The organism is Streptomyces sp. NPDC050147, assembly GCF_040660195.1.
In the GTDB taxonomy this organism is placed as follows: domain Bacteria; phylum Actinomycetota; class Actinomycetes; order Streptomycetales; family Streptomycetaceae; genus Streptomyces.
The window spans coordinates 39555-63676 of sequence record NZ_JBFALJ010000023.1 but is presented as its reverse complement, the minus strand read 5'-3'; the positions used below and the strand labels follow the sequence as shown (position 1 = coordinate 63676).

Annotated in this window: 26 protein-coding genes; 11 read left to right on the top strand and 15 right to left on the bottom strand. The window is 69.9% G+C overall.

Annotated features, from left to right (window positions below; all coding sequences use genetic code 11):
* Positions 1-64: 64 nt before the first annotated feature.
* The 3 genes from AB0I94_RS30010 (at position 65) to AB0I94_RS30000 (ending at position 1557) form a co-directional block, all read left to right on the top strand.
* Positions 65-589 (top strand): hypothetical protein, encoded by a 525-nt coding sequence (locus AB0I94_RS30010; RefSeq protein ID WP_363312827.1) that lies wholly within the window; start codon positions 65-67, stop codon positions 587-589.
* A 67-nt stretch (positions 590-656) separates the two neighbouring features.
* Positions 657-1130 carry a helix-turn-helix transcriptional regulator gene (locus AB0I94_RS30005; RefSeq protein WP_363312922.1) on the top strand — a complete coding sequence of 158 codons (474 nt, stop codon included), beginning with the start codon at positions 657-659 and terminating at the stop codon, positions 1128-1130.
* A gap of 10 nt (positions 1131-1140) precedes the next feature.
* Positions 1141-1557 (top strand): VOC family protein, encoded by a 417-nt coding sequence (locus AB0I94_RS30000; RefSeq protein ID WP_363312826.1) that lies wholly within the window; start codon positions 1141-1143, stop codon positions 1555-1557.
* A 35-nt stretch (positions 1558-1592) separates the two neighbouring features.
* Here the strand turns inward: AB0I94_RS30000 and AB0I94_RS29995 are convergent, their stop codons facing one another.
* Both AB0I94_RS29995 and AB0I94_RS29990 read right to left on the bottom strand, forming a co-directional pair.
* Complete coding sequence (locus AB0I94_RS29995; RefSeq protein ID WP_363312825.1) at positions 1593-2054, bottom strand: pyridoxamine 5'-phosphate oxidase family protein; 462 nt, start codon at positions 2052-2054, stop codon at positions 1593-1595.
* 11 nt (positions 2055-2065) lie between these two features.
* Positions 2066-3082 (bottom strand): helix-turn-helix domain-containing protein, encoded by a 1017-nt coding sequence (locus AB0I94_RS29990; RefSeq protein ID WP_363312824.1) that lies wholly within the window; start codon positions 3080-3082, stop codon positions 2066-2068.
* Positions 3083-3192: 110 nt separating this feature from the next.
* Here AB0I94_RS29990 and AB0I94_RS29985 point away from each other — a divergent pair, with 110 nt between their 5' ends.
* Together AB0I94_RS29985 and AB0I94_RS29980 are read left to right on the top strand one after the other, a co-directional pair.
* A complete protein-coding gene (locus AB0I94_RS29985; RefSeq protein ID WP_363312823.1) occupies positions 3193-4167 on the top strand; it encodes an NAD(P)-binding domain-containing protein in 975 nt (324 codons plus the stop codon).
* 99 nt (positions 4168-4266) lie between these two features.
* On the top strand, positions 4267-5742 hold the full coding sequence (locus AB0I94_RS29980) for a penicillin-binding protein 2 (RefSeq protein WP_363312822.1): 1476 nt from the start codon (positions 4267-4269) through the stop codon (positions 5740-5742).
* Positions 5743-5766: 24 nt separating this feature from the next.
* Here AB0I94_RS29980 and AB0I94_RS29975 read toward each other — a convergent pair whose 3' ends face one another.
* The 3 genes from AB0I94_RS29975 to AB0I94_RS29965 all read right to left on the bottom strand — a co-directional run bounded on the left by AB0I94_RS29975 (position 5767) and on the right by AB0I94_RS29965 (position 9152).
* Entirely contained in the window at positions 5767-6633 is an 867-nt protein-coding gene (locus AB0I94_RS29975; protein WP_363312821.1) for an SRPBCC family protein, read from the bottom strand.
* Positions 6630-6947: a metalloregulator ArsR/SmtB family transcription factor gene (locus tag AB0I94_RS29970; protein WP_363312820.1), complete on the bottom strand. Its 318-nt coding sequence runs from the start codon at positions 6945-6947 to the stop codon at positions 6630-6632. The genes AB0I94_RS29975 and AB0I94_RS29970 overlap by 4 nt, the downstream gene beginning before the upstream one ends.
* 99 nt (positions 6948-7046) lie before the next feature.
* A complete protein-coding gene (locus AB0I94_RS29965) occupies positions 7047-9152 on the bottom strand; it encodes an AAA family ATPase (RefSeq protein WP_363312819.1) in 2106 nt (701 codons plus the stop codon).
* Between the two features lie 310 nt (positions 9153-9462).
* Between AB0I94_RS29965 and AB0I94_RS29960 the strand changes: the two genes are divergently transcribed.
* Positions 9463-10104, top strand: a complete 642-nt coding sequence (locus tag AB0I94_RS29960; protein ID WP_363312921.1) for a helix-turn-helix domain-containing protein — start codon at positions 9463-9465, stop codon at positions 10102-10104.
* A gap of 100 nt (positions 10105-10204) precedes the next feature.
* Here the strand turns inward: AB0I94_RS29960 and AB0I94_RS29955 are convergent, their stop codons facing one another.
* A complete protein-coding gene (locus AB0I94_RS29955) occupies positions 10205-10975 on the bottom strand; it encodes a TetR/AcrR family transcriptional regulator C-terminal domain-containing protein (protein ID WP_363312920.1) in 771 nt (256 codons plus the stop codon).
* A gap of 164 nt (positions 10976-11139) precedes the next feature.
* On the opposite strand from AB0I94_RS29955, the gene AB0I94_RS29950 reads away from it, so the two are divergent.
* Both AB0I94_RS29950 and AB0I94_RS29945 read left to right on the top strand, forming a co-directional pair.
* Positions 11140-12135 carry an ATP-binding cassette domain-containing protein gene (locus AB0I94_RS29950; RefSeq protein ID WP_363312818.1) on the top strand — a complete coding sequence of 332 codons (996 nt, stop codon included), beginning with the start codon at positions 11140-11142 and terminating at the stop codon, positions 12133-12135.
* Complete coding sequence (locus tag AB0I94_RS29945; RefSeq protein WP_363312817.1) at positions 12128-12874, top strand: ABC transporter permease; 747 nt, start codon at positions 12128-12130, stop codon at positions 12872-12874. Before AB0I94_RS29950 ends, AB0I94_RS29945 begins: the two co-directional genes overlap by 8 nt.
* Positions 12875-12895: 21 nt before the next feature.
* Here AB0I94_RS29945 and AB0I94_RS29940 read toward each other — a convergent pair whose 3' ends face one another.
* From AB0I94_RS29940 to AB0I94_RS29920, 5 genes are all read right to left on the bottom strand, one after another.
* Positions 12896-13663, bottom strand: coding sequence for a hypothetical protein (locus AB0I94_RS29940; RefSeq protein WP_363312816.1), 768 nt, complete (start codon positions 13661-13663; stop codon positions 12896-12898).
* Positions 13664-13798: 135 nt separating this feature from the next.
* On the bottom strand, positions 13799-15919 hold the full coding sequence (locus tag AB0I94_RS29935) for an aminoglycoside phosphotransferase family protein (protein ID WP_363312919.1): 2121 nt from the start codon (positions 15917-15919) through the stop codon (positions 13799-13801).
* 262 nt (positions 15920-16181) lie between these two features.
* Entirely contained in the window at positions 16182-16994 is an 813-nt protein-coding gene (locus tag AB0I94_RS29930; RefSeq protein ID WP_363312815.1) for a winged helix-turn-helix domain-containing protein, read from the bottom strand.
* Between the two features lie 127 nt (positions 16995-17121).
* On the bottom strand, positions 17122-17910 hold the full coding sequence (locus AB0I94_RS29925) for an HAD-IA family hydrolase (RefSeq protein ID WP_363312814.1): 789 nt from the start codon (positions 17908-17910) through the stop codon (positions 17122-17124).
* Positions 17859-18752, bottom strand: a complete 894-nt coding sequence (locus AB0I94_RS29920; protein WP_363312918.1) for a winged helix-turn-helix domain-containing protein — start codon at positions 18750-18752, stop codon at positions 17859-17861. The genes AB0I94_RS29925 and AB0I94_RS29920 overlap by 52 nt, the downstream gene beginning before the upstream one ends.
* 125 nt (positions 18753-18877) lie before the next feature.
* Here AB0I94_RS29920 and AB0I94_RS29915 point away from each other — a divergent pair, with 125 nt between their 5' ends.
* Complete coding sequence (locus AB0I94_RS29915; protein ID WP_363312813.1) at positions 18878-19066, top strand: hypothetical protein; 189 nt, start codon at positions 18878-18880, stop codon at positions 19064-19066.
* A gap of 9 nt (positions 19067-19075) precedes the next feature.
* On the opposite strand, the gene AB0I94_RS29910 is transcribed toward AB0I94_RS29915, so the two are convergent.
* A complete protein-coding gene (locus AB0I94_RS29910) occupies positions 19076-19951 on the bottom strand; it encodes a GntR family transcriptional regulator (protein ID WP_363312812.1) in 876 nt (291 codons plus the stop codon).
* A 243-nt stretch (positions 19952-20194) separates the two neighbouring features.
* Between AB0I94_RS29910 and AB0I94_RS29905 the strand changes: the two genes are divergently transcribed.
* The gene (locus AB0I94_RS29905; protein ID WP_363312811.1) at positions 20195-20380 is read left to right on the top strand and encodes a hypothetical protein; all 186 of its coding nucleotides are present in this window, start codon (positions 20195-20197) and stop codon (positions 20378-20380) included.
* 114 nt (positions 20381-20494) lie between these two features.
* Here the strand turns inward: AB0I94_RS29905 and AB0I94_RS29900 are convergent, their stop codons facing one another.
* The 3 genes from AB0I94_RS29900 to AB0I94_RS29890 form a co-directional block, all read right to left on the bottom strand.
* On the bottom strand, positions 20495-21745 hold the full coding sequence (locus AB0I94_RS29900; RefSeq protein ID WP_363312810.1) for a GNAT family N-acetyltransferase: 1251 nt from the start codon (positions 21743-21745) through the stop codon (positions 20495-20497).
* 81 nt (positions 21746-21826) lie between these two features.
* Entirely contained in the window at positions 21827-22804 is a 978-nt protein-coding gene (locus AB0I94_RS29895; RefSeq protein WP_363312809.1) for an asparaginase, read from the bottom strand.
* A 60-nt stretch (positions 22805-22864) separates the two neighbouring features.
* Entirely contained in the window at positions 22865-23485 is a 621-nt protein-coding gene (locus AB0I94_RS29890; protein ID WP_363312808.1) for an ABC transporter substrate-binding protein, read from the bottom strand.
* A gap of 191 nt (positions 23486-23676) precedes the next feature.
* Between AB0I94_RS29890 and dtd the strand changes: the two genes are divergently transcribed.
* On the top strand, positions 23677-24114 hold the full coding sequence (dtd, locus tag AB0I94_RS29885; protein WP_363312807.1) for a D-aminoacyl-tRNA deacylase: 438 nt from the start codon (positions 23677-23679) through the stop codon (positions 24112-24114).
* Positions 24115-24122: the final 8 nt, after the last annotated feature.

The window sequence follows — 24122 nt, the reverse complement described above, 5'->3', positions numbered from 1 at the left end:
GCCACCATGGCACCACTGAAGCGGAGAACGCCGCCGCCTGAAGCAACCGGGGAGGGGATCGATCATGGAATCAGCACAGCGTCAGCAGTCGGCGGCACCCGGCGCGTTCAGCGCCTTCGCCCGCTTCGTGCTCTGTGGTGGCGGGGTGGGGGTCGTCTCCAGCTTCGCCGTCGCCGCCCTGGCCTCCTGGGTTCCCTGGGCCCTGGCCAACGCCTTGATCACGGTGGTCTCCACGCTCCTGGCCACCGAGCTGCACGCCCGCTTCACCTTCGGTGCCGGCGGGCGGGCGACCGGGCGTCAGCACGCGCAGTCGGCCGGTTCCGCGGCAGCCGCGTACGCGGTGACCTGCCTGGCGATGCTGGCCCTTCAGCAGCTGGTGGCGGCGCCCGGCGCGGTGCTCGAACAGGTCGTCTACCTCTCCGCCTCCGCGCTCGCCGGTGTCGCACGGTTCGCCGTGCTGCGGCTGGTCGTCTTCGCCCGCAACCGCTCGCGGAGCGCGGCCGAGGCCGCGGCCACCGCCCGCACCGCGCCCACCGTGCGCCCCGTGCACACGACCGTGGCGCCCGCCGCGCTCTGCCCCGCGGCCTGACCCCTGCGCCGGGCGCGTCACCGGCCGCCCGCTTCTCGCGGCGGTCGGTAACGTTCCCGGTGTGTCTGTGTCTCTCCCCGACCTCGTCCGGCTCCGCCAGGCCCGTGACCGTATGGACCGCGACTACGCGGAGCCCCTCGACGTCCCGGCGCTGGCCCGCGCCGCCCTCATGTCGCCGGGGCACTTCTCGCGCAGCTTCCGCGCCGCCTACGGAGAGACGCCGTACAGCTATCTCATGACCCGCAGGATCGAGCGGGCCAAGGCACTGCTGCGGCGCGGAGACCTGTCGGTGACGGAGGTCTGCATGGCGGTCGGCTGTACGTCGCTCGGCTCCTTCAGCTCACGGTTCACCGAACTGGTCGGCGAGAGCCCGAGCGCGTACCGCGCCCGCGACCACGGCGACAGCGCCGCCATCCCCGCCTGCGTCGCCAAGATCCACACCAGGCCGGTCAGAAACGGACCGGCCAAAAACGGGCCGATCAGGAACGAGCCGAACGAGCCGATCAGGAACGGAGAAGCGAAACCCGACGCCGGTCCGTAGCGTCGTACGCATGGAAATCAACCTCGCACAGTGCTTCATCGCCGTCGACGACCACGACAAGGCGCTCGCCTTCTACCGCGACGTGCTCGGTCTCGAGGTGCGCAACGACGTCGGTTTCGAGGGAATGCGCTGGGTGACCGTCGCCTCGCCGTCGCAGCCGGACGTGGAGATCGTCCTCGAACCGCCGCTCGCCGACCCGAACGCGTCGGACGCCGACCGCCAGGCCGCGGCCGAGCTGATGGCCAAGGGCATGTTGCGCGGCGTCATCTTCCGCACCGCTGACGTCGACGCCACCTTCGAGCGGATCCGCGCCGCGGGCGCCGACGTGCTGCAGGAGCCGATGGACCAGCCGTACGGCGTCCGCGACTGCGCCTTCCGCGACCCGGCCGGCAACATGCTCCGGTTCAACCAGGCCCGCGAGAAGTAGAGAGCGTCAGGCCCCTCGGCGGGGCCAGACAGCGGTTACGCCACCCATGCCCCGTCACGCATGAGGACCCTGCCGCTCAGCTCGTGCTCGCCGCGCCAGGCACGCACCGTTCGCGGGGTCACGCGCAGATACACGTAGGAGCTCTCCTCCTTGCGCGGGTCCCAGCCGAACTTGGCGGCGAACCCGTCCCCGGCGTCCCGCGGGACGTCGCGGGCCGGGAAGCACTCCGCCTCGCCCTGCACGAGCACCACATCGGAGGTGTCCGGCAGCGCGAGGCGCACCCGGGGCTCCTGGCGCGCGTTGCGGACCGTCACGGAGGTCTCGCCGGTGCACATCCACAGCGCGCGGCCGTCCCACCAGAACCACAGGGGCACTTGGTGGGGCCCGTGCTCCGGGTGGGACGTCGACAGCCAGATGTCCCGCTCCCGGTCGAGGCGTTCCAGCGTCTGGCGCCTGCGCTCGGGTCCTTCACGTCGAACGGTCTCCGTGTTCCGCATGAGCGCAGACCTTAACGGTTGGCCGCGCCCGCCCCGAAGGCCCGCCGGTAGTCCCCCGGTGAGACCCCCACCTGCTTGAGGAAGTGGTGGCGGAGGTTGTTCGCCGTGCCGAGGCCGCTCAGTTCGGCGATCTTGTCGATCGGGGCGGCGGTCGATTCGAGAAGACTCTGGGCGCGGGCCAGGCGCTGGTTGAGCAGCCACTGGAGCGGGGTCGTGCCGGTGGCCGCCTGGAGTCGGCGGTAGAGGGTGCGCGGGCTCATCGCCGCGCGCCGCGCCAGGTCGTCGACCGTCAGGGGGCGGTCGAGGCGGGCGCGCGCCCAGTCCAGGACGGGGCCGAGGCCCTCGTCGTCCGTCGCGGGCACGGAGAGGTCGATGAACTGGGCCTGGCCGCCCGGGCGGTGCGCGGGTACGACCATGCGGCGGGCCAGTTGGTTGGCTACGTGCGCGCCCAGGTCGCGGCGGACCAGATGCAGGCACAGGTCGAGGCCCGCGCTGACGCCCGCGCTGGTCAGGACGTCACCGTCGTCCACGTAGAGGACGGAGTCGTCGACCTCCACCTTCGGGTAGCGGGCCGCGAGTTGGGCGGTGTGCATCCAGTGCGCGGTGGCCCGGCGGCCGTCGAGCAGCCCCGCCTCGGCGAGCGCGAAGGCGCCGGTGCACAGGGAGACCATGCGGGCACCCCCGTCGTACGCGCGACGCAGCGCCGCGGTCAGGCCGTCCGGCAGCGGGCGGCCCTCCTCCACGCAGGCGTCCGGCACCGACGTGACGATGACCGTGTCCGCCCCGACGATGTCATCGAGGCCGTACGGGGTACGCACCGTCAGGCCGGTGTCCGCCACGCCCGCGCCGTCATCCCCGTACGCGCCATCACCCCCGTACGCGCTGCACAGCCGGAAGTCGTACCAGTGGTCCGACAGATCCGGCTGCGGCTTGCCGAACACCGTGCAGGGAATGCTCAGTTCGTACAGATCCCATGACGGGATCGCTATCTCCTCGGTCACGACCAGGGCCACGGAACCAGCGCTCATACGGTGAGACTAGGCCGCAACGAAGCCGCGCCAGGGTGTGGCAGGAATTTGGTGGCCGCCGTCACCCCTGTCACTGTCCGGCGCCGCCGCCCGCTGCGAGCGTGGTCCGCATGAACGCAGAGAACACCGACGCAAGCACCACGTACGCAGAGAACACCGACGCAGGCAGCATCAGCGCAGGGAACAAGACCCCCGTCACCGTCATCGGCCTGGGCAACATGGGTGCCGCCCTCGCCGCCACCCTCCTGGAGCACGGCCACCCCACCACCGTCTGGAACCGCTCCCCCGCCAAGGCCGAGCTCCTCGTCGCGCGGGGCGCCCGCCTCGCCGCCACCCCCGAAGAGGCCGTCGCCGCGAGCCCGTTGGTCCTGGCCTGCGTTCTCGACTACGGCGCCCTGCACGCCGTCCTGGACCCCGCCGCCGAGAACCTCGCCGGAAAAGCTCTGGTCAACGTCGCCTCCGGCTCTCCGGAGCAGGCCGACGAGGCGGCGAAGTGGGCCGAGTCCCTGGGGCTCGGCTATCTCGACGGGGCGATCATGACCACGCCGCCGGGGGTCGGGAACCCGGAGATGATGTTCCTCTACAGCGGCTCGGCCGAGGTGTTCGACGCGCACCGCGCCACTCTGGCCGCCCTTGGCGACCCCCTGTACCTGGGCGCGGAACCGGGCCGCGCCTCGCTCTACGACGTCGCCCTGCTCGGCCTGATGTGGTCCACGTTCACGGGCTGGCTGCACGGCACGGCCCTGGTCGGCGCGGACACGACCAAGTCCGACGGCACCAAAGCAACCGACTTCACGCCCGTCGCCATCCGCTGGATGCGGCACGCCGTCGCCGGGTTCCTCGACACCTACGCGACCCAGGTGGACGCCGGGCACTATCCGGGCGACGACGCCACCGTCGACGTACAGATCACGGCGATCGGACATCTCATCCACGCGGCGGCCGACCGCGGTGTCGACAACGCGCTGCCGGAACTCCTGAAGGCCACCATGGAGCGGGCGAGTGCCGCCGGGCACGGCTTGGACAGCTATGCGAGCGTGATCGAGGTTCTGCGGGAGGGCCGGCGGGACACGATGCAAGTGTGACCATTCGGCAACAACAGGCAGGAGATCCGCGACTCCGGGCGCATGATGAAGCTTCATCACAACCCGGTGTCATGGTGTCACGGGTCTTGGGGGGACCGGATGAACAAGCCGCTGCGTCGCATAGCCGTCTTCTGCGGGGTGCTGACGCTCGCCCTGCTCCTGCGCGCGACCTGGGTGCAGTTCGCCGAGGGCGAGTCGCTGGCGAAGCACGACAAGAACCGGCGCGTACAGATCGAGGCCTTCTCCCACCCCCGCGGTGACATCATCGTCGGCGGCAAGCCGATCACCGGCTCGAAGGAAGTCAGCGGCACCGACTTCAAGTACCAGCGGGTCTTCAAGGAAGGCCCCATGTACGCGCCGGTCACCGGCTACTTCTCGCAGGCCCAGGGCGCGACCTTCCTGGAGGGTGTCGAGAACGACGTGCTCAGCGGCGACGACGACCGCCTCTTCATCCGCCGCACCCTGGACATGCTGACCGGCGAGAAGCGCAAGGGCGGCGACGTCATCACGACGATCGACCCCAAGGCCCAGAAGGCCGCCTACCAGGGCCTGGTGGACCTCGACGCCCGGGGCGCGGTCGTCGCGCTCGACCCGCGCTCCGGGAAGGTGCTCGCGATGGCCAGCACCCCCTCGTACGACCCCTCCGTCTTCGCGGGGATCTCGCAGAAGGAGGGCAAGGAGTTCACGCGGCTCAGCAAGGACAAGGACAAGCCGCTGTCCAACCGGGCGCTGCGCGAGATCTATCCGCCCGGATCGACCTTCAAGATCCTCACTGCGGCGGCCGCCTTGGAGCACGGCGTGATCGACGACATCGACGACCGCACCGACGCCAAGGCCCCCTACAAGCTGCCGCTCAGCTCGACGACGATCGGCAACGACGTGCCGGGCGCCCCCTGTGACAAGGCCTCGTTGAAGGTCGGCATGCAGTGGTCGTGCAACAACGTCTTCCTGGACACCGCGCTCAAGGTCGGCGACGACGACATGCGCGAGACGGCGGAGAAGTTCGGCTTCAACAAGGAGCAGTTCGTCCCCGTGCGCTCGTCCGCGAGCAGCTATCCGGACGGCCTCGACAAGCCGCAGACCGCCCTGACCGGCATGGGCCAGGGCAGCCTGACCAGTACGCCGCTGCAGATGGCGATGGTCGCGGCGGGCCTCGCCAACGACGGCAAGGTGATGAAGCCGTACATGGTGGAGGAGTTGCGCGGTCCGGACCTCTCGACGATCGAGAAGGGCAAGCCGCAGGAACTCTCCCAGGCCGTCTCCGAGGACACCGCGGGCAAGGTGCAGGAGATGATGGAGCACACCGTCGAGAAGGGCACGGCCAACAAGGCGCGGATCGACGGCGTCACGGTCGGCGGCAAGACCGGCACCGCCCAGCACGGCTCGGACGTCAACGACGAGCGGCCCTACGCCTGGTTCGTCTCATACGCCAAGCAGGACGACGGTTCGTCGCCGGTCGCGGTCGCGGTGTTCGTCGACCCGAAGGACATGAACATCCCGCGCTCGGAGATCGCGGGCGGCAAGCTCGGGGCGCCGATCGCGAAGGCGGTCATGGAAGCGGTCCTTGACGACTGAGCGCCGCCCCCGCTGCGGTCGGTGTCAGCCCTCCAGAAGCCTGCCCGCCAGCCGTTCGATGCGGGCGTGCCAGGCGGCGAGCGCCTCGTCCGTGGCCGCCGCACCGCCGGCACTGTCGAAGGGGCCGGTCTGCGTGAGGACGAGCCGGGTGCCGTAACCCGTGCCCTCGCCGAACTCCCAGCGCACCTCACCCTTGGGATACACGGCGTACGTAAGAAACTCCGGCGCCCGCAGCGCCGTGACCGGGCCCGCGGAGACGCCGTCCGCCAGGAAGCCGTCCGGCGCGGTGTCGCCCTCCAACGGGACCTCGCCCGCGCAGAGTTCGGCCCACACCGCGTCGGCGGACCGCACCAGCTGCCGCTCGAAGCGGATGCCGTCGCCGGTGACCTGTCCGTGCCCCAGGTCGAACTGCTCCAGGTACGCCTCGTGCAGCTCGCCCACGTCCCGGCTGACCTCGGCCTTTCCGCCGTCGAGGAACTGGCCGAGCGCCGAGACGCACAGCTGCCAGCCCGCGGCGAAGCTCGGGGCGCCGAAGCGGTCGCCGAAGGTGTGGACGAGGGTGAGGAGCGAGCCACGGCCGTCGGGACCGTCCGGCGTGATCTCCCAGCGCAGATGGTCGTCGCCCCAGCTGAAGGCGAAGAGGCGGGGCTCGTCCACGTCGGTGACCTCGCCGGTCATGCCGGGGCCCTCGTCGCCGGGAAAGTGGAAGCCCATCGCGCCGCCGGGCCGCAGCTCCAACGTCACCTCGGAGGGGAACCACTGGGCGAGGTGCTCGGGGCGGGTGATCGCGGCCCAGACCTTGGTGGGCGGGTGCGCGAGGCGGCGCTCCATCCGCAGGACGCTGCGGTCGCCCTCCTCGTCGGGGCCGAGGGTGTCGGAGTGCGGGTTCATGAGGGGTCACCGTCCATGACGTCGAGGTGCCGTTCGAGGGCGTCGAGCCTGCCCGTCCAGAGGTGCCGGTAGTGCGCGAGCCATGCGTCGAGCTCGGCGAGGGGCTCCGGCCGCAGCTCGTACCAGCGGCGCTGCGCGTCCTGCCGCACCCGCACGAGACCCGCGTCGCGCAGGACCCGCAGGTGCTTCGACGTGCCGGGCTGGCTCAGACCGAGCCGCTCGGTGATCTCACCGACCAGGTGCGGGCGTTCGAGCAGCAGGTCGAGGATCTTGCGGCGGCTGGGCTCGGCGAGGACATCGAACGGTATGGGCACACTCCGAACATAACCCGACGGCTATATAACCGCAACAGCATGAATAGCATGATCAGCGTGAAGAGCGTGAACGGCGACTTCACGCGCCTCGTCGGCGGATCACTCCTCCCACGGCAGCGGCCTGCTGTGCAGCACGTCGAGCCGGGACACCGCCCTGGTCAGGGCCACGTAGAGGCGGCTGGGTCCGCGTTGTTCCGCCTCCGCGATGGCGGCGGGCTCGACCACCACGACATGGTCGTACTCCAGGCCCTTCGCCATGGACGCGGGCAGTACCGTCACGCGCGCGCCCAGGTCGTCCGGGCCCGCGCTGTCGACGCCGGCGGCGGTGAGGGCCGCACGCAGCCGCGCGGTCTCGGCGTCGGCGGCGATGACGCCGACCGAGCCCTCACGGGCCAGCGCGGCACGCACCGCGTCGACGGTGGCGGCGCCGACGTCCCGGACCTCCCGGATGCTCAACTCGCCGTCCGTACGCAGCGATCGCGCGGGCGGTACGTCGACGTCGAGCGAGGCGAGGACGCGGTTGGCGAGCCCCACGACCGCCTTCGGGACACGGAAGCCGGTGGTCAGAGGGGTGACGGTAGCGTCGGGTTTGCCGAGGTGGGCGAGGAGCTCGGGCCACCCGCGGGCCGCCCAGGGGGTGGTGCCCTGGGCGAGGTCGCCGAGGACGGTGAGCGAGCCGAAACCTGCGCGGCGGGCGATCACGCGGGCCTCCATCGGGGAGAGGTCCTGCGCCTCGTCGACGACGATGTGGCCGTACCCGCCGGGCCGTTCGAGCAGCCCGGCGATCTCGTCGAGCAGGACGAGATCGGCGGCGGACCACTTCGCCGACTTGTACGAGCGCGGGGGCTTGGCCCAGCGGATCGCCCGCTGCTCGGCGGCGTCGAGGATGCCGTCGGCCGCGGCTGCGAGCGCTCCCGGGTCGGCGAGCAAGGCCGCGAGCACCTCCTCCGGTCCGGCCTTGGGCCAGGCCTCGTCGACGAAGGCGGAGACCGGGCGGGCGCGGGAGATCTTCTGCAGCCAGGCGTTGTTCACGGCGCCCGCGCGGCGCTCGGCCTGCTCCTGGATGTGCCGGACGGCACGCGTGCGCACGCGCTCGCGACCGACGGCATAGGGGGGCTCATCGGCACGCACGTCGGCGATGATCCGCTCCAGGTCGTCGAGCGCGACCCGCCAGGTGTACGAACCGTCCGGTACCGCGATGGAGCGAGTGGGCGGCGTGATGCGCGAGTACAGCGCGCGGCGCAGGACCTCCGCCATGCGGACGTCGTGCTTGACGCTCGCCGCGGCCTCGTCGTCCTTGGCGCGCACGGGCGCGGTGGCCCTGGCGATCTCGTCCGCGACGGTGGACTGACGCACGCCCGTCTCGCCGAGGGAGGGGAGCACCTCGGCGATGTAGCGGAGGAAGGTGCGGTTGGGGCCGAGGATGAGCAGCCCGGCGCGCTGCACGCGCTGCGGGTGGGTGTAGAGGAGATACGCGGCGCGGTGCAGGCCGACGGCCGTCTTGCCGGTGCCGGGGGCGCCCTGGACGCAGACGGATGCGGTCAGCTCACCGCGGACGAGGTCGTCCTGCTCGGGCTGGATGGTGGCGGCGATGTCGCGCATGGGGCCGACGCGGGGGCGCTCGATCTCCCCGGTGAGGATGCGGCTGCCTTGCGGGGGCAGCGCGGGCGGGGTGTTGGGCGCGGGCGGGGTGCTCGGCGCGGGCGGGGTGTTGGCGGTGGGATCGGCCAGCGGTTCGTCCTCCAGGCCGGTGAGGTCGGCGGAGTCGCCCTTGCTGCCGGGCGCCCAGCCGAACCGGCGGCGGACGGCGACGCCTTGGGGGCCGCGGGCCCCCGCCTGGTAGAAGGCGCGGGACACGGGGGCGCGCCAGTCGACCACGAGGGGAGGCGCCGAGGGGTGTTCGGTGATGCGGAGGCGGCCGATGTGGTAGCTCTGCCCGCGGTGATCACCGGCTTCGTCGGCTACGGGACCATCGGCGGCGAAGTCGAGACGGCCGAAGAAGAGCGGGGCTTCGGGGAGTTCGCGCATCGCTTTGGCGTGGCTGCGGAACTGGTATCCGAGTACTTCGGCGTCGGCGCCGGACGCGGAGACGTCGGCTCCGTTGACGACGTGCTCCTCGGCGCCGTCGACCATGCCGGTGAGGGCGGCGCGGCAGGTGTCGTGGTAGCGGCGTTCATGGGCCAGGGCTTCGTCGAGGCGCGTCATACGGTCGAGAATAATGTAACCGAGTTACGTTTGTCGCCGAGTAATATTCAGGCCTGAGCCGGATTCATGCCCGGGTTAAATTCATTACCGTGCATCAGCGGTGCGATAGGCTCCCGCCATGACGGACGCAGAGGGCCCTACGATTCGCACGGGCACGGGCACGGGCACGGGCACGGGCGCGAGCGCGAGCGCTGGGACGGGCGCAGGCACGGGCGCCGACACCGGCGCTGACGCCCCCCGCACCCCCGGCGTCCCCCAGGCCCCCGGCGCCCCCGCCACCCCCGGCCTCCGCGAGCGCAAGCGGCAGCGGATGTACCAAGCGGTCTCCGACGCGGCGATCGCGCTCTTCCTGGAGAAGGGCTTCGAGAAGGTGCCGGTCGCGGAGGTGGCGGCGGCCGCCGACATCTCGAAGCCGACCCTCTTCCGGTACTTCCCGGCCAAGGAGGACCTCGTACTCCACCGTTTCGCGGACCATGTGGACGAGGCGGCACGCGTGGTGACCGAGCGCCCCGCGAAACGCTCACCCCTGGACGCCTTGCAGTGTCACTTCCTCGACGGCCTGGAGCGCCGGGATCCGGTGACCGGCCTGTGCGACAACGCCCACGTACTGGCCTTCCACCGTCTGCTGTACGGAACACCGTCGCTGGTGGCGCGGCTGTACGCGTATCAGGAGCGGTCGGAGCGGGCGCTCGGCAAGGCATTGGGCGAGACCGTCGGTGAGCCCCTCGGCGAGACGCTCGGTGAACCCCTCGGCGAGACGCCGCCAGACGGCCAGGCACTCGCCGCGCGCCTGGCCGCCGGCCAGATCATCGCCGTACAACGCATCCTCGCCCTGGAGAACTGGCACCGCATCGACGCGGGCGAGAGCGCGGAAGCGGTGTGGCCGGACGCGGTGGTGGCGGCGAACCGGGCCTTCGGGCAACTGCGGTCAGGGTTGGCGCGGTACGCCTGAAAAGCGTCCGAGAGACGCCGGAAGGGCGCCCGAAAGACGCCTGGCCCGCGCCGCTCCCACCGCACGCCCCGCACTCACCGATCCCCCACCAGCCTCGCTCTCACCGATCCCCCACCAGCACCGCCACCCCGTCGAGCAACCGCCCGATCCCGAACTCGAACTCCGTGTCCTCGGCGTCCGCGACGTCGAGGACACCCGCGGCGAGCATCCGCCGGAGCGCCGGGAACCGCTCGGGGGCGGTCGAGGTCAGGGCGTCGACCGTGCGCGCGTACCTCCGCATCGCCTCGTCGGGGTCTTGGCCCCCCGCCCGCATGGCCGCGTCCAGATCGGCCATGAGAGCGACCTCGTTGCGCACGAACCCGCCCACCAGCATGAGGACGGAGAGCTTCCAGCCCTCGTCGATCCCGCTGCCGTCGAGTGCCGCGAGCCCCTGCTCCATCCACTCCAAGGAGTGCGGCGAGGCGGGAGGTGAGGTGACGGGGACGCGCACGAGCCACAGGTTGCGCCGGAAGACCTCGCGCTGGGCCCGCGCCCACCACTCCAGCCGCTCCCGCCACCCCGTGATGCCGGCGGGCATCTCGGGCGGGGCCCCGGTCGCCGCGTCCTGCATCAGGACGTACAGCTCGTCCCTGGCGGAGACGTACCGGTAGAGGGACATCGTCGAGACGCCGAGCGCCTTGGCGACCCGCCCCATGGAGACAGCGCCGATGCCCTCCGCCGCCGCGATGGCGATGCCCGCGTCGACGATGCGTTCGAGACTCAGGCCGGGCCTGGGTCCTTTCGACGGGCGCTCGCGCAGCCCCCAGGCGGTTTCGAGGCTCACGGAAAGCCCCGTTCCCTGGTCCTGCGCGCCGTCACCGTCCGCCGCCATGAGCCGCACCGCCTCCCTCTCCTCGAACGCCCCCTCTTGACGCACATCGTAGTTCTGCGTAACCCTTACTCAGTAATGCGTAGACCATACGCAATAGATTGAGGCGCGGCCAGAGCAGAGGGCCCCACCCACTCACCCGACCGAGAGAACCGAGAACCCACCTCATGCCACCCACGCGAGCCCCGGCCATCGAGGCGACATCCCTCACCAAGACCTACGGAATCGGCACCCGCCGCGCCGTCCCCGTACTCCGCGGCATCGACCTCCACGTGCCGCCCGGCACCGTCTTCGCCCTCCTGGGTGCGAACGGCGCCGGAAAGACGACGGCCGTGCGGATCCTCACCACGCTGACCACGCCCGATGCGGGCACGGCCCGGGTCGCCGGCCATGACATCCGTACGGGGCGTCGCGAAGTCCGCCGCGCGATCAGCCTCACCGGCCAGTTCGCGGCGGTCGACGAGACGCAGACCGGCGCGGAGAACCTCCGGATGATGGCGCGGCTCACGGGTCTGTCCCGCCCCGCGTCCCGTACGCGGGCCGCCGAGCTGCTGGCCCGCTTCGACCTCACGGAAGCGGCCGACCGCTTGGTCCGCACGTACTCCGGAGGCATGCGCCGCCGGGTGGACCTGGCGGCGGGCCTGGTGGGCGAGCCCGAGATCATCTTCCTGGACGAGCCGACGACGGGCCTGGACCCGCGCAGCCGCCGGGAGATGTGGGAGGTGGTCCGCGAGCTCACCGCACAAGGGACGACGGTCTTCCTGACGACGCAGTACCTGGAGGAGGCGGACCGGCTGGCGGACCACATCGCGGTGTTGCACGAGGGGACGATCGCGGCGGAGGGCTCACCGTCGGCCCTCAAGTCCCTGGTCTCGGGCCACCGCCTGGAGGCGACGCTCACCACCCAGGAGGCCTACCTGCGCCTGACCGAGCGGGCCACGCACCACGCCCCCGAAACCCTGACGCTGGGCTTCCCGACGGACGGCACGGCAGTAGACGTACGCGCCCTGCTGGACGAACTGGACCCGGGCCGCACGGATTTCGCGACGTTCACGCTCCGCACGGCGACGCTCGACGACGTCTTCCTGGCCCTCACCCGCCCGTCGGACGCTCACGCGGACCGATCCCGCCCGCCGAACACTCTGGGACTGACCCATGTCTGAAGCCCTGATCATGACCGGCCGAGCGATCCGCATCAGCCGCCGCAACGTGGACGCCCTGATCACCTCCATGGCGCTCCCGGTGATGATCCTGCTGATATTCGTCTACTTCTTCGGCGGCTCGATCAAGACGGACACCCGGATGTACGTCACGTACGTGGTGCCCGGCGTCCTGCTCCTCTGCGCGGGCTTCGGCTCGTCGAACACGGCGATCGCGGTGACGGAGGACCTGAAGGGCGGCATCATCGACCGCTTCCGCTCGCTGGACATCGGCGGCACCCAGATCCTGACGGGTCACGTCTTCGCGTCGGTGGCCCGCAACCTGATGGCGACGTCCCTGGTCCTGGCCCTGGCCTTCACGATCGGTTTCCGCCCGAGGGCGACCCTGGCCGGCTGGCTGGCGGCCACCGCGATCCTCCTGGTCTTCATCCTGGCCCTGTCCTGGCTCTCGGCAACGGTGGGCCTGCTGGCCAAGTCCCCCGAGGCGGCAGGCGGCTTCACGTTCTTCGTGAGCTTCCTCCCCTACCCGAGCAGCGCCTTCGTCCTCACGTCCTCGATGCCCGACTGGCTCCAGCCCTTCGCCGACAACCAGCCGATGACCCACGTGATCGATTCCCTGCGGGGCCTGCTCCTCAACCAGCCGGTGGGCTCCACGCCATGGGTGGCACTGGCCTGGTGCACAGGAATCCTGGCGGCTTCGGTGGGGGCTTCGGGGGTGCTTTTCGGGAGGCGGACGGCGTGAACCGCAAGGTGCCCGGTCGGCTCACGGACGCCACGACGGCGTGGCCGCCAGACGCCACACTCCCTCGAAGTGACTGATCTGCGTCGCCACAGCCGTCTCAGCAGCTGCTGTCCCCTCCTTGCGGGAGCGTACGGCGAGGTCCGTGTTGTAGCCCTTGGGGTCGTAGACCTCGCAGTCCGGATCCAGCAGGGACATGGTGGCGACCACGTCATAGAGGCCGCACAGCACCAGTTCCTTGTTGAAGATGCAGACCTTGTCCCGAGGGTCCCCGTTGTACAGCCGGTACTCGCACTGCACCGTCACCCTGCCGTCAGCGGTCAGCAGGTCAGCGAGCCGGGAGAGGATCTGGTCGTACTCCCGGCACTTGGCCTCGAGCCGCGCCCGAAACTCGGGATAGTCGACGGGCCTCCCGTCCGGGCCGACAAGCGAGGGCACCGTCATCTTCCGGCCGAAGTCCGGTATCAACATCCTGATCGACACTCGTTTTGTCGGCCCCGGGTCGTCCTGGAGGCTCTCGAGCCGGTGATAGAGCTCGTTGTAGAGCGTCTCGCCCGTATAGCCGAGGAAACAGATCTCCACCTTTTTGGCGTGGAAGGCCTCGCCCACCAGGCCCGCCAGGTCACGGGAGTTGACCAGGCTGCGGTCGGGCGGCCGGGCCGAGCCGGCGAGCTCCTGGACAGCGTCGTAGAGCACATACCCGACCAGGCTGAGCAGCGCTCCCCCCAGGAACGCCTGGCCCTCCAGAGCGTCTCCGACCGGCTTCACGAATTGCGCGATCAAACCGGTCACGAAGATGCCGAGCAACAGGACACGCGTGGCCGCCGCTTCATACCGGGCTCGGTATCGTCGCAGGAATCCGCCCACGCCTCTGCGCGCAGCCCCGTTCACTGTCCCTGGCACGAGAGCCCTCCCCCGAGCATGCCTCTACGGCATCGCCCTCATCGCTCCATGCTGACCGTGCGGGAGCGCTCGGGCAAGGTAGGGATTCGCCGTCTTGCTGGGCCGGAGCCCCAGAGATGCCGTCGCCGCGGCCAGAGTCATCGCGTACGAGTCCACGGCGCGCTGCACGTTGGGGGCGTCCAGGCCTGTGCCGGTGACCAGACGGTCAAGGTCCACGTAGGCGGACCGAACCCCCTCGATCCAGCGGTAGACCGACCACTCGCCCTCCCATCCACGCGTGCACTCCGCCGGAAGGAGGCGCAACCAGCGTCGGAACATGCGGTGCCTGATCTCGGGGCGGACCGGCGTGAGATGCATGTGGCGGACCAGGTCGTACAGCGGGTCGCCGATCATCGCCATCTCCCAGTCGATGACGGTGAGTCCACCGCTGCTTACGTCGCGTACGAGATTCCAGGGGTTGAGGTCGCCGTGCAGCAGAGACGGTCGGCGCTTCGTCAGCCGGTGACGGCTCAAGAGCTCCCGCAATCGGAAGCTGTCCGGCAGGCCGAGCTCTCTGGCCAGCTTCTGGGATTCTCTGGGCAGATCCCCGACCAGCCGGGTCAGTTCATCGCAAAGCCATGGGTAGAAGTCCATCTCGCTGACCGTGGGATCCAGCTGCTGGGTGTCGATGCGGGCCAGCGCACCGAGCTGGTCGACCAGGTGATCTGCCTCGGCGGGGCGCAGGCCGTCCACGGGATGTTCCGGGGGCAGGTCTCCGACACCTGGCCCTTCGTAGGAATGGATGGCGAATTCATCCCTCAGGTGGCTCGCTCCCAGAGCCAGCACGCGGGGTGCCCGCACCGGCTCGCCCGATTCCTCAATGGCCCTCAGCACCGCGTGCTCACTCAGAATGCTGCGTTCGCGGCGCTCGGCCGAACTCAGCTTGCGCCGCACCACGACCGGGAATTCGATCCCGTCAACCCTGACCACGGTGTTGAGGTGAGCCGTGCCCTTGAAGACCCGCGAGGCCGGGGCGGCGCCCTCGGCGATCAGCGCTTCGAGCACAGCGGACCGGGGGAACGCAGGGTGCTCCGGCACTCGCCGGCTCGGCTCCCAGGCGATCGGCGTCAGCCGCCGGATCCCCTCGGCCCGTCCACCGATCCGGGATGCCCACCAGCGGAACAGGACCCGCTGAATCTCTTCCTCGTCCGGTACTCCCGGCAGCTGTAGCGGAACAGCAGCGGCTCTCAATGCCTTGCGCACAGCCTGGGTCGCTGTGTCGAGGCTCTTCTGGTCAGGCGAGCCGCCCAACGACTTGGCGGCGCGCATGACGTCCGGGTAGACGGATTGGGCGTACTCAAAGGCAACGTAGTGGTCCAGGTCCCGGGACAGTCCGTTGACCGCCGCGGGTCTGAGGCGATGCATCTCCTCCTCCCAGGCACCGATCACCTCTTCCCACTGATCGTCCGGGTACTTCATGCGGATCAGATGGGTGGCCAGGTCGTGCAGCGGGTCGCCATAGGTGGCGAGTTCCCAGTCCACGCAGGTCAGCGGTGGAGCACCGGCATAGGAGAAGATCACGTTGTCGCGGTGCAGATCCGTGTGGAGCAGACTGTAGGGGCGGCGGGTCATGTTGGGCACGCGTTCCGCCAGCCTGAGCAAGGCGTCCTCGGGGATACCCAGGGCCGCGAACAGCCCACCGAACTCAGCCCAATTGGGCTGCCGGATCTGACGCTCCGCGAGACGCGCAAGCATCTGCAGGAAGAACCTGCTGCCTCTGTCGGTGCGGGGCCAGCTCTCCGGCAGCGGGGGCAGTGCTTCACGGCGGACCTGGGTCATCTGCGCGAGCAGTGTCGCCAGCGCCTTGATCAGTAGCGAGTCGACCGGCTTGCCGTTCTGGCAGATGGTGGAGAAGGGCACACCCTCCACATAGCTGTGCACCGCGGAGTCATCGCGTTTGGCCAGGCACTCGGGTACGTGGGGCAGCACCCCCTTGATAGCGCGCAGGATCTGCGACTCGTCCTGCCAGGTCCGGATGACGACCGGCAGCGCGTCCTGCCTTCGCATCCGTACGGTGACGGGCTCCCCGGGCTCCCGCCCGACCAGCCCGGCCATGGAAGCCGTCAGCGGAAGCACGTAGTTCTGGTTGTGGTGGCCCCCGCTCATATCCCCGTGCCGCAGGGCGTGGTCGACGAACCGACCATACGGATCGTCGGCGTCGTCCGCGCCTGCCTCCTCCGCGTGCTCCAGCAACGGGGACCTGGGCGGAGGTGACATGCCGGGCCGCTCCTGAATAGTCACGCGAGGATGGCGAAAGTGATGCGAGCATAGTGGCGCTCGGGAGCGCCGGCGACGTATGGGACTCCTAATGAGGTACGTGCCAGGTAAGTGCTACTACCGGAGCCACAGCGTTCGAGAAGCGCCTCGTTCACGTCCCGTCGTTCACGTTCGCGAGGAGCCTCCAGCAGGACTCGAACCAGTCCTGCATGTTGTTCAGGAAGCGGGTCCCCTGCGATTCCGGTTCCACGTCCCGCACGAAGTGCGTGAGGGCCGCTCCGAGGCCGAGCACGTCCAAGGCGTCGAACTCCTCGCCGTCGTCCAGTTGGATGCGGCGCTCGATCACCTCGTACGGGCCGTGCAGGGCCTCGGCGCCGTTGAGGAGGTAGAGCTTGAACGTAGGTGTCAGCGGTACGTGGCGTACCTCCACGCTCACCTCCGCCACCAGCCCCTCGGTGTGCAGGTCCCGCAGCGCGTTGCGCAGGGACACCGTGTGCCGGCGCGTGATGTCCCGCAGGCGCTGCTGCGGACGCGGGTCAGCCGGGTCGTCCTTGGCTCGGGGATACGGGAGGTCGAGGTCCTCGGAGGGCAGCAGTATGCGGACCGTTATGCGCTCCGGTGCGATGTCTCGGACACGTATACGTTCCGCCTGCACGCGAATGTGGGCGTCCAGCGATTCCGAGGTCAGGGTGTAGACGTCCAGGGTGACGTGTGGGGCCGCGAACGCCGCTCCGATGATCGGCCCGAGCGAGACCCGGCCCGTGCCGCTCCCTGGCTGTCCGCCGGAACTCACGTGAGCCGGCTGAGCCTTCGCCACCCGCGTCCCGCTCCCCTGCCTGGAACGCACGAGGCCCTCGCTGATGAGTTCCCTCAGCACACGCTGAATGGTGTCCCTGGAGACGTCGAACTCGCGCGCCAGTTCACGCTGCGTGGGGAGCAGGCTGTTGAGCGGGTACCAGTCCAATTGAAGGGAAAGTTCACCGCTTCGCCGGCTGGGGCTTCTCGCCCTGGTCCTGCTCGGCCTCGGGCTGAAAGGCGCAGGACAAGACGTGTCTGTCGTTCTCGGCGGTGATCTTCTTGCTGCTCATGGCTCAGGCCTGACTTCGCAACACCTTCAGCACCGGCTCCAGCGAGCTCACCACAAGAGCCGCACCCGCGTCCTTCAGGAGCTTTTCCTTCCGCTCGTTACGGGCGTAGCCCAGGAAGTCCACCCCTGCCTCCTCCGCCGCCTGGTAGTCCGTGGGGGCGTCGCCGATCATCAGCGTGGTCGAGGGTTGTGCCCCCATCGCGCTGAGGGCGCGGTTGAGGCAGTGGGGATTCGGCTTGAGGAGGTGGAGGTCCTGCGTGCGGCCGTAGACGTACGGGGTGAAGCACTGGATCAGGTGGCGGCCTTCGAGGTAACTGGTCACCGCGCGCGGGGAGTTGTTCGTGGTGATTGCCAGGCGCGAGCCCATGGCGTGCCACGTCATGATCAGGGGGTCCGCGTACTGGGTGGGCAGTGCCGAGGCGACCGCCGTCAGCTCCTGATGCGTGAGCCGTTCCTCCAGCTCGGCCACCAGATCGCTGCCGGGGCGCCTGCGGTCGACCGCACGCAGGACGGCATGCGGATCGGGCTGCTCACGCTCCTCGTCGGTCAGCAGCCCGCGCAGCCCTCTCCTCTCCAGCCAGCGGACCTGATCGCTCGCGATCCGCTCGGCCGAGTACCCGGCGAACAGCCGGCAGATGGGCCCGTCGAAGTCGAAGAGTACGGAGCGGGCGCGTTCGATCAGTTCCCGCAGCTTTTCGGTCTCTTCTGCCATCCGCTCGGTCTGTGTCGTATCAGGAGTCACTAAGAGAGTGTCAGCTCCGTCGCGATGGTTGCCCAGAGCGCGTCGAACCATTTCTGGGACTCGTCCACGAACGCGGCGTCCCGCGGGGCCGCGCTCTTCGCGAAGGAGAACAGGGGCGACCTCAGTCCGGAGACATCGAACGCCTCCATCTCCGCGCTGCCGAAGTCCAGCATGCTGCGCTCGATCGTGTAGTAGGCGAGGAGCGCCTCCCGCTGGTTCAGGAGGTACAGCTTCACCGGTGGCGTGAACGGCAGCGCACGGAACGAGACGTCCACGTCGATGCCGTGCGACGCCCGCAGCGCGCGCAGGTTGTGGCGCAGCACCTGCCCCTGGGTGTTGCGCAGTGCCAGCCAGCGCTGGTGGACCCTGCCGTCCGCGTCGCCCTGGCCGTTGACCGGCCTGGGGAAAGCGAGGTTGATGTCGCTGCTGGGCAGCAGGATGCGAACGTTGATCGAGTCGGGGCGGATGAGGCCCTCGTGGATGCGCCGCAGGGGATCACCGAGCGCCAGGATCAGCGTCTCCGCCGTGTACGACACCACATCGATCCGCACCTGAGACTCCGAGAACGCGTCGGCCAGCCGTGGCGCCAGACCCACCATCGAGGCCTGGGGCTCCACTCCGGCCGATGTCGGACCCGGCGGCTCCGCCGCGATGCGTGGGGGGCTGCCCTTGCTCACGTTGGCCAGTAGTCCGTCGTCCTGCAGTGTCCTCAGCGCCTGGCGCACCGTTCCGCGTTCCACACCGAACTCCTCCGCGAGCACCGCTTGGGTGGGGAGGCGGTCACCCGGTTTGAGGTCGCCGGAGCGGATGCGGTCGCGGAGTGTGTCTGCGATGTCCTGGGGAGTGAGTTTTCTGCTGCCGTTCACTGCAACGTTCTCCTGGGTCACGACCAGACGATACAACTCCGCGCCATCTCGGGGCAGTTGTCTTGAAGTTGTTTATGTAGTGGGACCAAGTGGGGACAACTCAAGTAAAGTTGGTTGCCAACTCACCCGAGATGGCAGAAGGGGGAACCATCATGGCCGTCCTCGCCCTCCTCGCAGCAGCGTTCGCCGTCACCTTCGAGCAGTTCGTGCAGTGGAAGTACGGGTCCGTCGGCATCGCCGGGCTGCTGCTCCTGACCGTCGGAATCAAGGCGAAGAGCCCCACCTGCAGCTCCATCGGAGCCGTCGTCCTCGCGCTGACGGTGACCGGACCCGCCCTCTGAGCCAGAGCCCTAACCGCGCGCCAGTTCCAGATCCTGGCTGATCGTGCCCCAGAGCGCGTTGAACCACAGATGGGACTGTTCCACGAACGTCGTGTCCCGCAGGCCATCACCCTGATGGAAGGGGAAGAGCATCGACTGCGCGCCTTGGGCGTCGTACATCTCCAAGTACTCGTGGTCGATCTCTTCACTCTGCTTGGTCAGCGTGTAGTACGCGAACAGCGCCTCTGAGCCGTTGAGGAGATACAGCTTCACCGGCGGCGTGAACGGCAGCGCGCGGAACGAGACCTGTACGTCCATGCCGTGCGAGGCCCGCAGCGCCAGCAGGTTGTGGCGGAGCACCTGCCCCTGCGCGTTCCGCTGGTCGAGCCAGTGCCTGTGCACCTGCCCGCTCTCGTCGCCCCCGCTGTCCACCGGCGCCGGAAAGGCGAGGTCGATGTTGCGGCTCGGCAACAGCACCCGGACGTCGACCTTGGCCGGTTTCCGCTGTCCGGCGTGAATCTGACGGAGCGGTTCCCCGATCGCCATCGTGAGCGAGATGGAGGTCAGACAGAGCGCGTCGATCTCGACATGAGGGGCCTCGAACGCCGCCGCGATGCGCGGGGCGAGGCCGACCATGGTGGGCTGCGGCTTCACGCCACCGGGACCGGCAAGCACCTGCTTCGAGGTGATGGCGACCGTGGCCGGGCTCCCCTTGGACACGTTCGCCAGCAGGCTCTCGGCCCGCAGGGTGCGCAGCGCCTCGCGTATCGTGCCGCGCTCGACGCCGAACTCGTCGGCGAGCTCGGCCTGGGTCGGCATGCGCTGGCCCGGCCGCAGCGCTCCGGACCTGATCCGGTCGCGCAGTTCGTCGGCCACCTCGTGGTGCGTCCTAGGTGGCCTCTTCATCCCGTTGACAGGCGCAGGTTCCGGGCTCACAACCAAACAGTACAACTTCGCGCCATCTTTGGGGAGTTGCTCGGAAGGTGGTTATGAATCGAGCCAGCGCGGAGATAACTCAGGTGAAGTTGGTGGCCAACTTAGGCAACCTGGCAGGAACCCCAAGGGGTTGGCTGCCAGTAGTCCGCCATCGGATGGCCGCCGACCGGATGGGACGGGGTCCGCATGCCCCGTTCCGAAAGGGGGAACGTCATGCCGCTCATCGCCATCGTCATCGCCGCCCTCGCCATCGGATTCGAGCAGCTCATCCAGTGGAAGTACGGACCGTTGGGCATCGTCGCCTTCGTCCTGCTGACCGTGGGCATCAAGGCCAAGAACACCAAAATCAGCGGCGTCGGGGCTGCGCTCCTCGTCCTGCTGCTCGCCCAGTCGGGCTGACAGAGCCGGCTGACCGGGTTCCCATCCGGAGGGGAGCCGGGAGTCCGGTCAGCCATCAGCGCGTCGCGTGGGCAGAAGCGCATCGCGCGGACAGAAGCCCACCGCACGAACAGTTCAGAATCCGTCCGGGCACCACGGGCGCCGGGACGTACGGAAGAGGGCGTCGGCCACAGCGGCGGCGCCCTCTCGCTCCTCCGTCACCCGTCCGGCCTCCGCAAGCCGCACCGCCGACTCGTCACCGAGCCATAGCGTCCCCAACTCCCCCACATCAAGGGAGAGTTCCGCCGGGTCCGCGGTCGGCGCGCACAGTGCACCGCCCGGGGAGGCATCGACCCGGAAGCGCCCACCGGCGAGACCCGCACGGTCGCCGATCTCCAGGACGAGGGACGCCGAAGCCTCGTACGTACGCGCTTGAAGGGCCCGTACGACATCCAGGATCCGTACCCAGAGCCAGTCCGACTGCCTGCTGAGGTGCGCCGCGCGCGAATCGGGCAGGAAGAGCGGGAGCAGGTCGTCGGGGGCGCGGCTGCCCGACTTGACGACACTGACCCAGTCGATCGAGCAGACGTAGTGCCACAGGGCGCGTTCGGCCGCGGGAGTGGTGGCGATCAGCCGCTGCACGGTCGCGGTGTTCCGCGGCTGGCCGCCGTCGCTCCAGCTGTCCTCCGTGACGTACGTGACCAGGCCTTCGGTCTCGCCGGACGGGGAGCGGTAGAGCGCGTGGAAGGGCTCGGTCCACGGGTTCTCCGGGGTCACGAGCTGCCCGGTGTTCTCCAGCCACCAGCGTTCGTCGCGGTCGATGACGCCGTGCCGGCGGGCGCGCAGCCGCTCGTGCAGGGGCGGGCCTTCCTTGCGTACGGTGTCGCCGTCCACGAGGTCGACACGGGCGCCGCCGTCCGGACCCGCCCAGCGGGGATCGAGCCCGGCCCGCGGTACGTCGATGGTCCACTCGGCGGCGCTGGTGGCGGGCCCGAAGCCGTACCGCCCGTAGATCGGATACTCGGCGGCGATCAACGTGGCGACCACGTCACCGCGCTCCTTGGCCGCGGTGAGATCGGCGGACATCATGCGACTGAGGAGCCCCCGGCGGCGATGGGTCGGGGAGACGGTGACGTTCGCGATGGCGTCGGCGGGCACGGAGGCGCCGCCCACCGCGGTGAGCCGCTGGGCGAACGACCTGAAGGTGGCGACCACGCGGTCACCGTCGAAGGCGGCCTGCGTGCGGCCGAAGTCGAAGGCGGCAGTGCGGTTGGCGACCACCTCGTCCGAGACCTTCGCCAACGGCCGCAGGAACCCGGCGTTGACCGCCCGGATCCACTCCCTCAGCTCACCGTCGGCGATGGCCCTGATCTCAAGATCATGCATCCCCCCACGCTAGGGCCGCCCCGCCCGGCGCCGCATCCAGATTTTTCGGGGAAGAGAAGGGGAAGAGAAGGGGCCTGCGGCCTAGAACGCCGCCCGGATCTCCCCCACCTCGACCGCGCCGCCCAGCAGGGGCGCACGGCCGACTCGCGTCAGTACGTCCTCCTCCACGCCCGCCAGGCGCAGCGCGCGGGCCAGGATCGGGCCAAGGGCCCGTAGGCCTCCGTCGTCCACCTTGAAGGCGAGAGCACGGCCGTCCGGCAGCGCGAACGCCTGGACCGCCTCGGCGCCCATCTTGGAGAGGACGCCCGGGATCTCCCGCATGAGCCAGGTGTCGGGGCGGCGCGTGCCGGCCACGTACTCCGGGTGGGCCCGCATCGCGTCCGCGACGCGGCGCTCCGCCGTGCCCTCGGGAGCGAGGACGAAGTGGCGGAAGGCGCGGGCCAGGCCGGTCAGGGAGATCGCCATCAGGGGGGCGCCGCAGCCGTCCGTGCCGACGGCCGCCACCCGCTCCCCCGCCGCTTCCTCGACCACCTGAAGGATCAGCTGCTGGAGGGGGTGCCCCGGGTCCAGGTAGGAATCCGTGGGCCAGCCGTTGAGCTCGCACACGGCCAGCATCGAGGCGTGCTTGCCGGAGCAGTTCATCGTCACCCGGTCACGAACGGCACCCGTCGCCAGATACGTCTCGGCCTCGACCGCGTCGAGCGGGAGGTCGGGCGGGCACTGCAGATCCGTCGGCGCCAGACCGTGCTCGGCCAGCATCTTGTGGACGAGGTCCCGGTGGAACCCCTCCCCGGAGTGGCTCGCCGCGGTCAGCGCGAGGCGCTCGCCCGACAGGTCGAGCCCCGCCCGCAGCACCGCTGCCGCCTGCATCGGCTTGTTGGCGGACCTCGGGAAGACCGGCGCCGCCACGTCCCCCATCGCGAGCTCCACGCTGCCGTCCGCCGCGAGCAGCACCAGGCTTCCCCTGTGACGGCCCTCGACGAAGCCGGAACGTACGACCTCGGCGAGGACCGGGGATATGACAGGGGTGGCGACGGACTCGGCGGACGTCGAGGTCATCTTCGGCCTTCCGGGGCGAGGGTGGCGTGGCGGCCGCCCGCGGAAGCCGGGATCACCGGGTCACGCGAGCAGGTCGTCTACTTGTGCTTCGCCTTCACGGTACCTGCGGGCGATCTCAGCGCTGCAATCGTCCGCCGTGCGCTGAAGCTGCTGGCGCCGCCGGGACACCTGCTGCTCGTACCGGACGAGACGTCCCATGGCCGTGTGCAGCTCGTCGTCCGTGCGGGCGTCCAGGTCGGAGAGCTCCACCTCGGCGAGCATCTCCGTCGCCAGGAGGCCGACCTCCGCGCTGTGCGGAGTGCCCAGCGTCACATGCCGGGCCGACGAGCGGTGCCGGGCCGGCCCGTCCATGAGGATCTCGGAGAGCCGGTGCACGAGCGGCCCCTCCGGCTTCGGCGCCGCCGGGTCCTTACGGCGCGCCACCTCCGCCCGCAGAATGTCGATCCGGCCCTGGAGCAGGCGCCGGACATAGCTCAGGTCCGCCTCGTTCTGCTGCGCGGCCCTGCGCAGCTCACGCAGCTCGCGCAGGAGCAGCGCGGCGAGGTCGGGCGCTGGCTGCTCGGACAGCACCGCACTGCCCGTGCGCTGAGTGGGCGGGCGCGGCACGTTCGTACGTCGCGCAGCGCTCATGCGCGTCAGCGACACAGATCCGGGCGGCTGTCCCGTACTTGGTGTGCTCATTGTGGCCCTACCGTCCCCTCGACCGGCGCGGTACACCGCGTGTGAGCATGGTGCCACCCCCGGTGGCCGCTATGTGAGCGAGTGCCCCTAATCGGCCCCAGATGGGGGGTTCAGGACACCCCATGGGCGGCGCGTTCGGCGGCGCGTCACGGCCGTTCGGAGCAGGCGGCCGAGCAGGCATGATGGGCCGTATGCGTGCTGTGGTGCAGAGAGTGGACGGGGCGAGCGTCGTCGTCGAGGGCGACAACGGCCCCGAGACGGTCGGCGAGATCAACGGCGAGGGACTGTGCGTCCTGGTGGGCGTGACCCACCAGGACACCAAGGAGAAGGCGGCGCAACTGGCCCGCAAACTCTGGTCCGTTCGGATGCTGACCGACGAGAGGTCCTGCTCGGACATCGACGCGCCGCTGCTGGTCATCAGCCAGTTCACGCTGTACGGCGACGCCAGGAAGGGCCGCAGGCCCACCTGGAACGCCGCCGCGCCCGGCGATGTCGCCGAGCCCCTGGTCGACGAGGTCGTGGCCCAACTGCGCTCCCTGGGCGCGACGGTGGCGACGGGGCGCTTCGGCGCCCAGATGCGGGTCTCGCTGACGAACGACGGGCCGTTCACGGTGCTGCTGGAGATGTGACCGCGAAC

What these genes read in the sequence shown, in the direction of transcription:
- AB0I94_RS29960 (WP_363312921.1), top strand. Translation starts at nt 9,463, where the DNA reads ATGTACCAAGCGGTCTCCGACGCGGCGATCGCGCTCTTCCTGGAGAAG.
- AB0I94_RS29900 (WP_363312810.1), bottom strand. Translation starts at nt 21,745, where the DNA reads ATGCATGATCTTGAGATCAGGGCCATCGCCGACGGTGAGCTGAGGGAG.
- AB0I94_RS29975 (WP_363312821.1), bottom strand. Translation starts at nt 6,633, where the DNA reads ATGAACCCGCACTCCGACACCCTCGGCCCCGACGAGGAGGGCGACCGC.
- AB0I94_RS29905 (WP_363312811.1), top strand. Translation starts at nt 20,195, where the DNA reads ATGCCGCTCATCGCCATCGTCATCGCCGCCCTCGCCATCGGATTCGAG.
- AB0I94_RS29995 (WP_363312825.1), bottom strand. Translation starts at nt 2,054, where the DNA reads ATGCGGAACACGGAGACCGTTCGACGTGAAGGACCCGAGCGCAGGCGC.
- AB0I94_RS29935 (WP_363312919.1), bottom strand. Translation starts at nt 15,919, where the DNA reads ATGAGCGGGGGCCACCACAACCAGAACTACGTGCTTCCGCTGACGGCT.
- AB0I94_RS30010 (WP_363312827.1), top strand. Translation starts at nt 65, where the DNA reads ATGGAATCAGCACAGCGTCAGCAGTCGGCGGCACCCGGCGCGTTCAGC.
- AB0I94_RS29965 (WP_363312819.1), bottom strand. Translation starts at nt 9,152, where the DNA reads ATGACGCGCCTCGACGAAGCCCTGGCCCATGAACGCCGCTACCACGAC.
- AB0I94_RS29945 (WP_363312817.1), top strand. Translation starts at nt 12,128, where the DNA reads ATGTCTGAAGCCCTGATCATGACCGGCCGAGCGATCCGCATCAGCCGC.
- AB0I94_RS29910 (WP_363312812.1), bottom strand. Translation starts at nt 19,951, where the DNA reads ATGAAGAGGCCACCTAGGACGCACCACGAGGTGGCCGACGAACTGCGC.
- AB0I94_RS29925 (WP_363312814.1), bottom strand. Translation starts at nt 17,910, where the DNA reads ATGGTTCGACGCGCTCTGGGCAACCATCGCGACGGAGCTGACACTCTC.
- AB0I94_RS30000 (WP_363312826.1), top strand. Translation starts at nt 1,141, where the DNA reads ATGGAAATCAACCTCGCACAGTGCTTCATCGCCGTCGACGACCACGAC.
- AB0I94_RS29985 (WP_363312823.1), top strand. Translation starts at nt 3,193, where the DNA reads ATGAACGCAGAGAACACCGACGCAAGCACCACGTACGCAGAGAACACC.
- AB0I94_RS29980 (WP_363312822.1), top strand. Translation starts at nt 4,267, where the DNA reads ATGAACAAGCCGCTGCGTCGCATAGCCGTCTTCTGCGGGGTGCTGACG.
- dtd (WP_363312807.1), top strand. Translation starts at nt 23,677, where the DNA reads ATGCGTGCTGTGGTGCAGAGAGTGGACGGGGCGAGCGTCGTCGTCGAG.
- AB0I94_RS29955 (WP_363312920.1), bottom strand. Translation starts at nt 10,975, where the DNA reads ATGGCGGCGGACGGTGACGGCGCGCAGGACCAGGGAACGGGGCTTTCC.
- AB0I94_RS29950 (WP_363312818.1), top strand. Translation starts at nt 11,140, where the DNA reads ATGCCACCCACGCGAGCCCCGGCCATCGAGGCGACATCCCTCACCAAG.
- AB0I94_RS29895 (WP_363312809.1), bottom strand. Translation starts at nt 22,804, where the DNA reads ATGACCTCGACGTCCGCCGAGTCCGTCGCCACCCCTGTCATATCCCCG.
- AB0I94_RS29990 (WP_363312824.1), bottom strand. Translation starts at nt 3,082, where the DNA reads ATGAGCGCTGGTTCCGTGGCCCTGGTCGTGACCGAGGAGATAGCGATC.
- AB0I94_RS29915 (WP_363312813.1), top strand. Translation starts at nt 18,878, where the DNA reads ATGGCCGTCCTCGCCCTCCTCGCAGCAGCGTTCGCCGTCACCTTCGAG.
- AB0I94_RS29890 (WP_363312808.1), bottom strand. Translation starts at nt 23,485, where the DNA reads ATGAGCACACCAAGTACGGGACAGCCGCCCGGATCTGTGTCGCTGACG.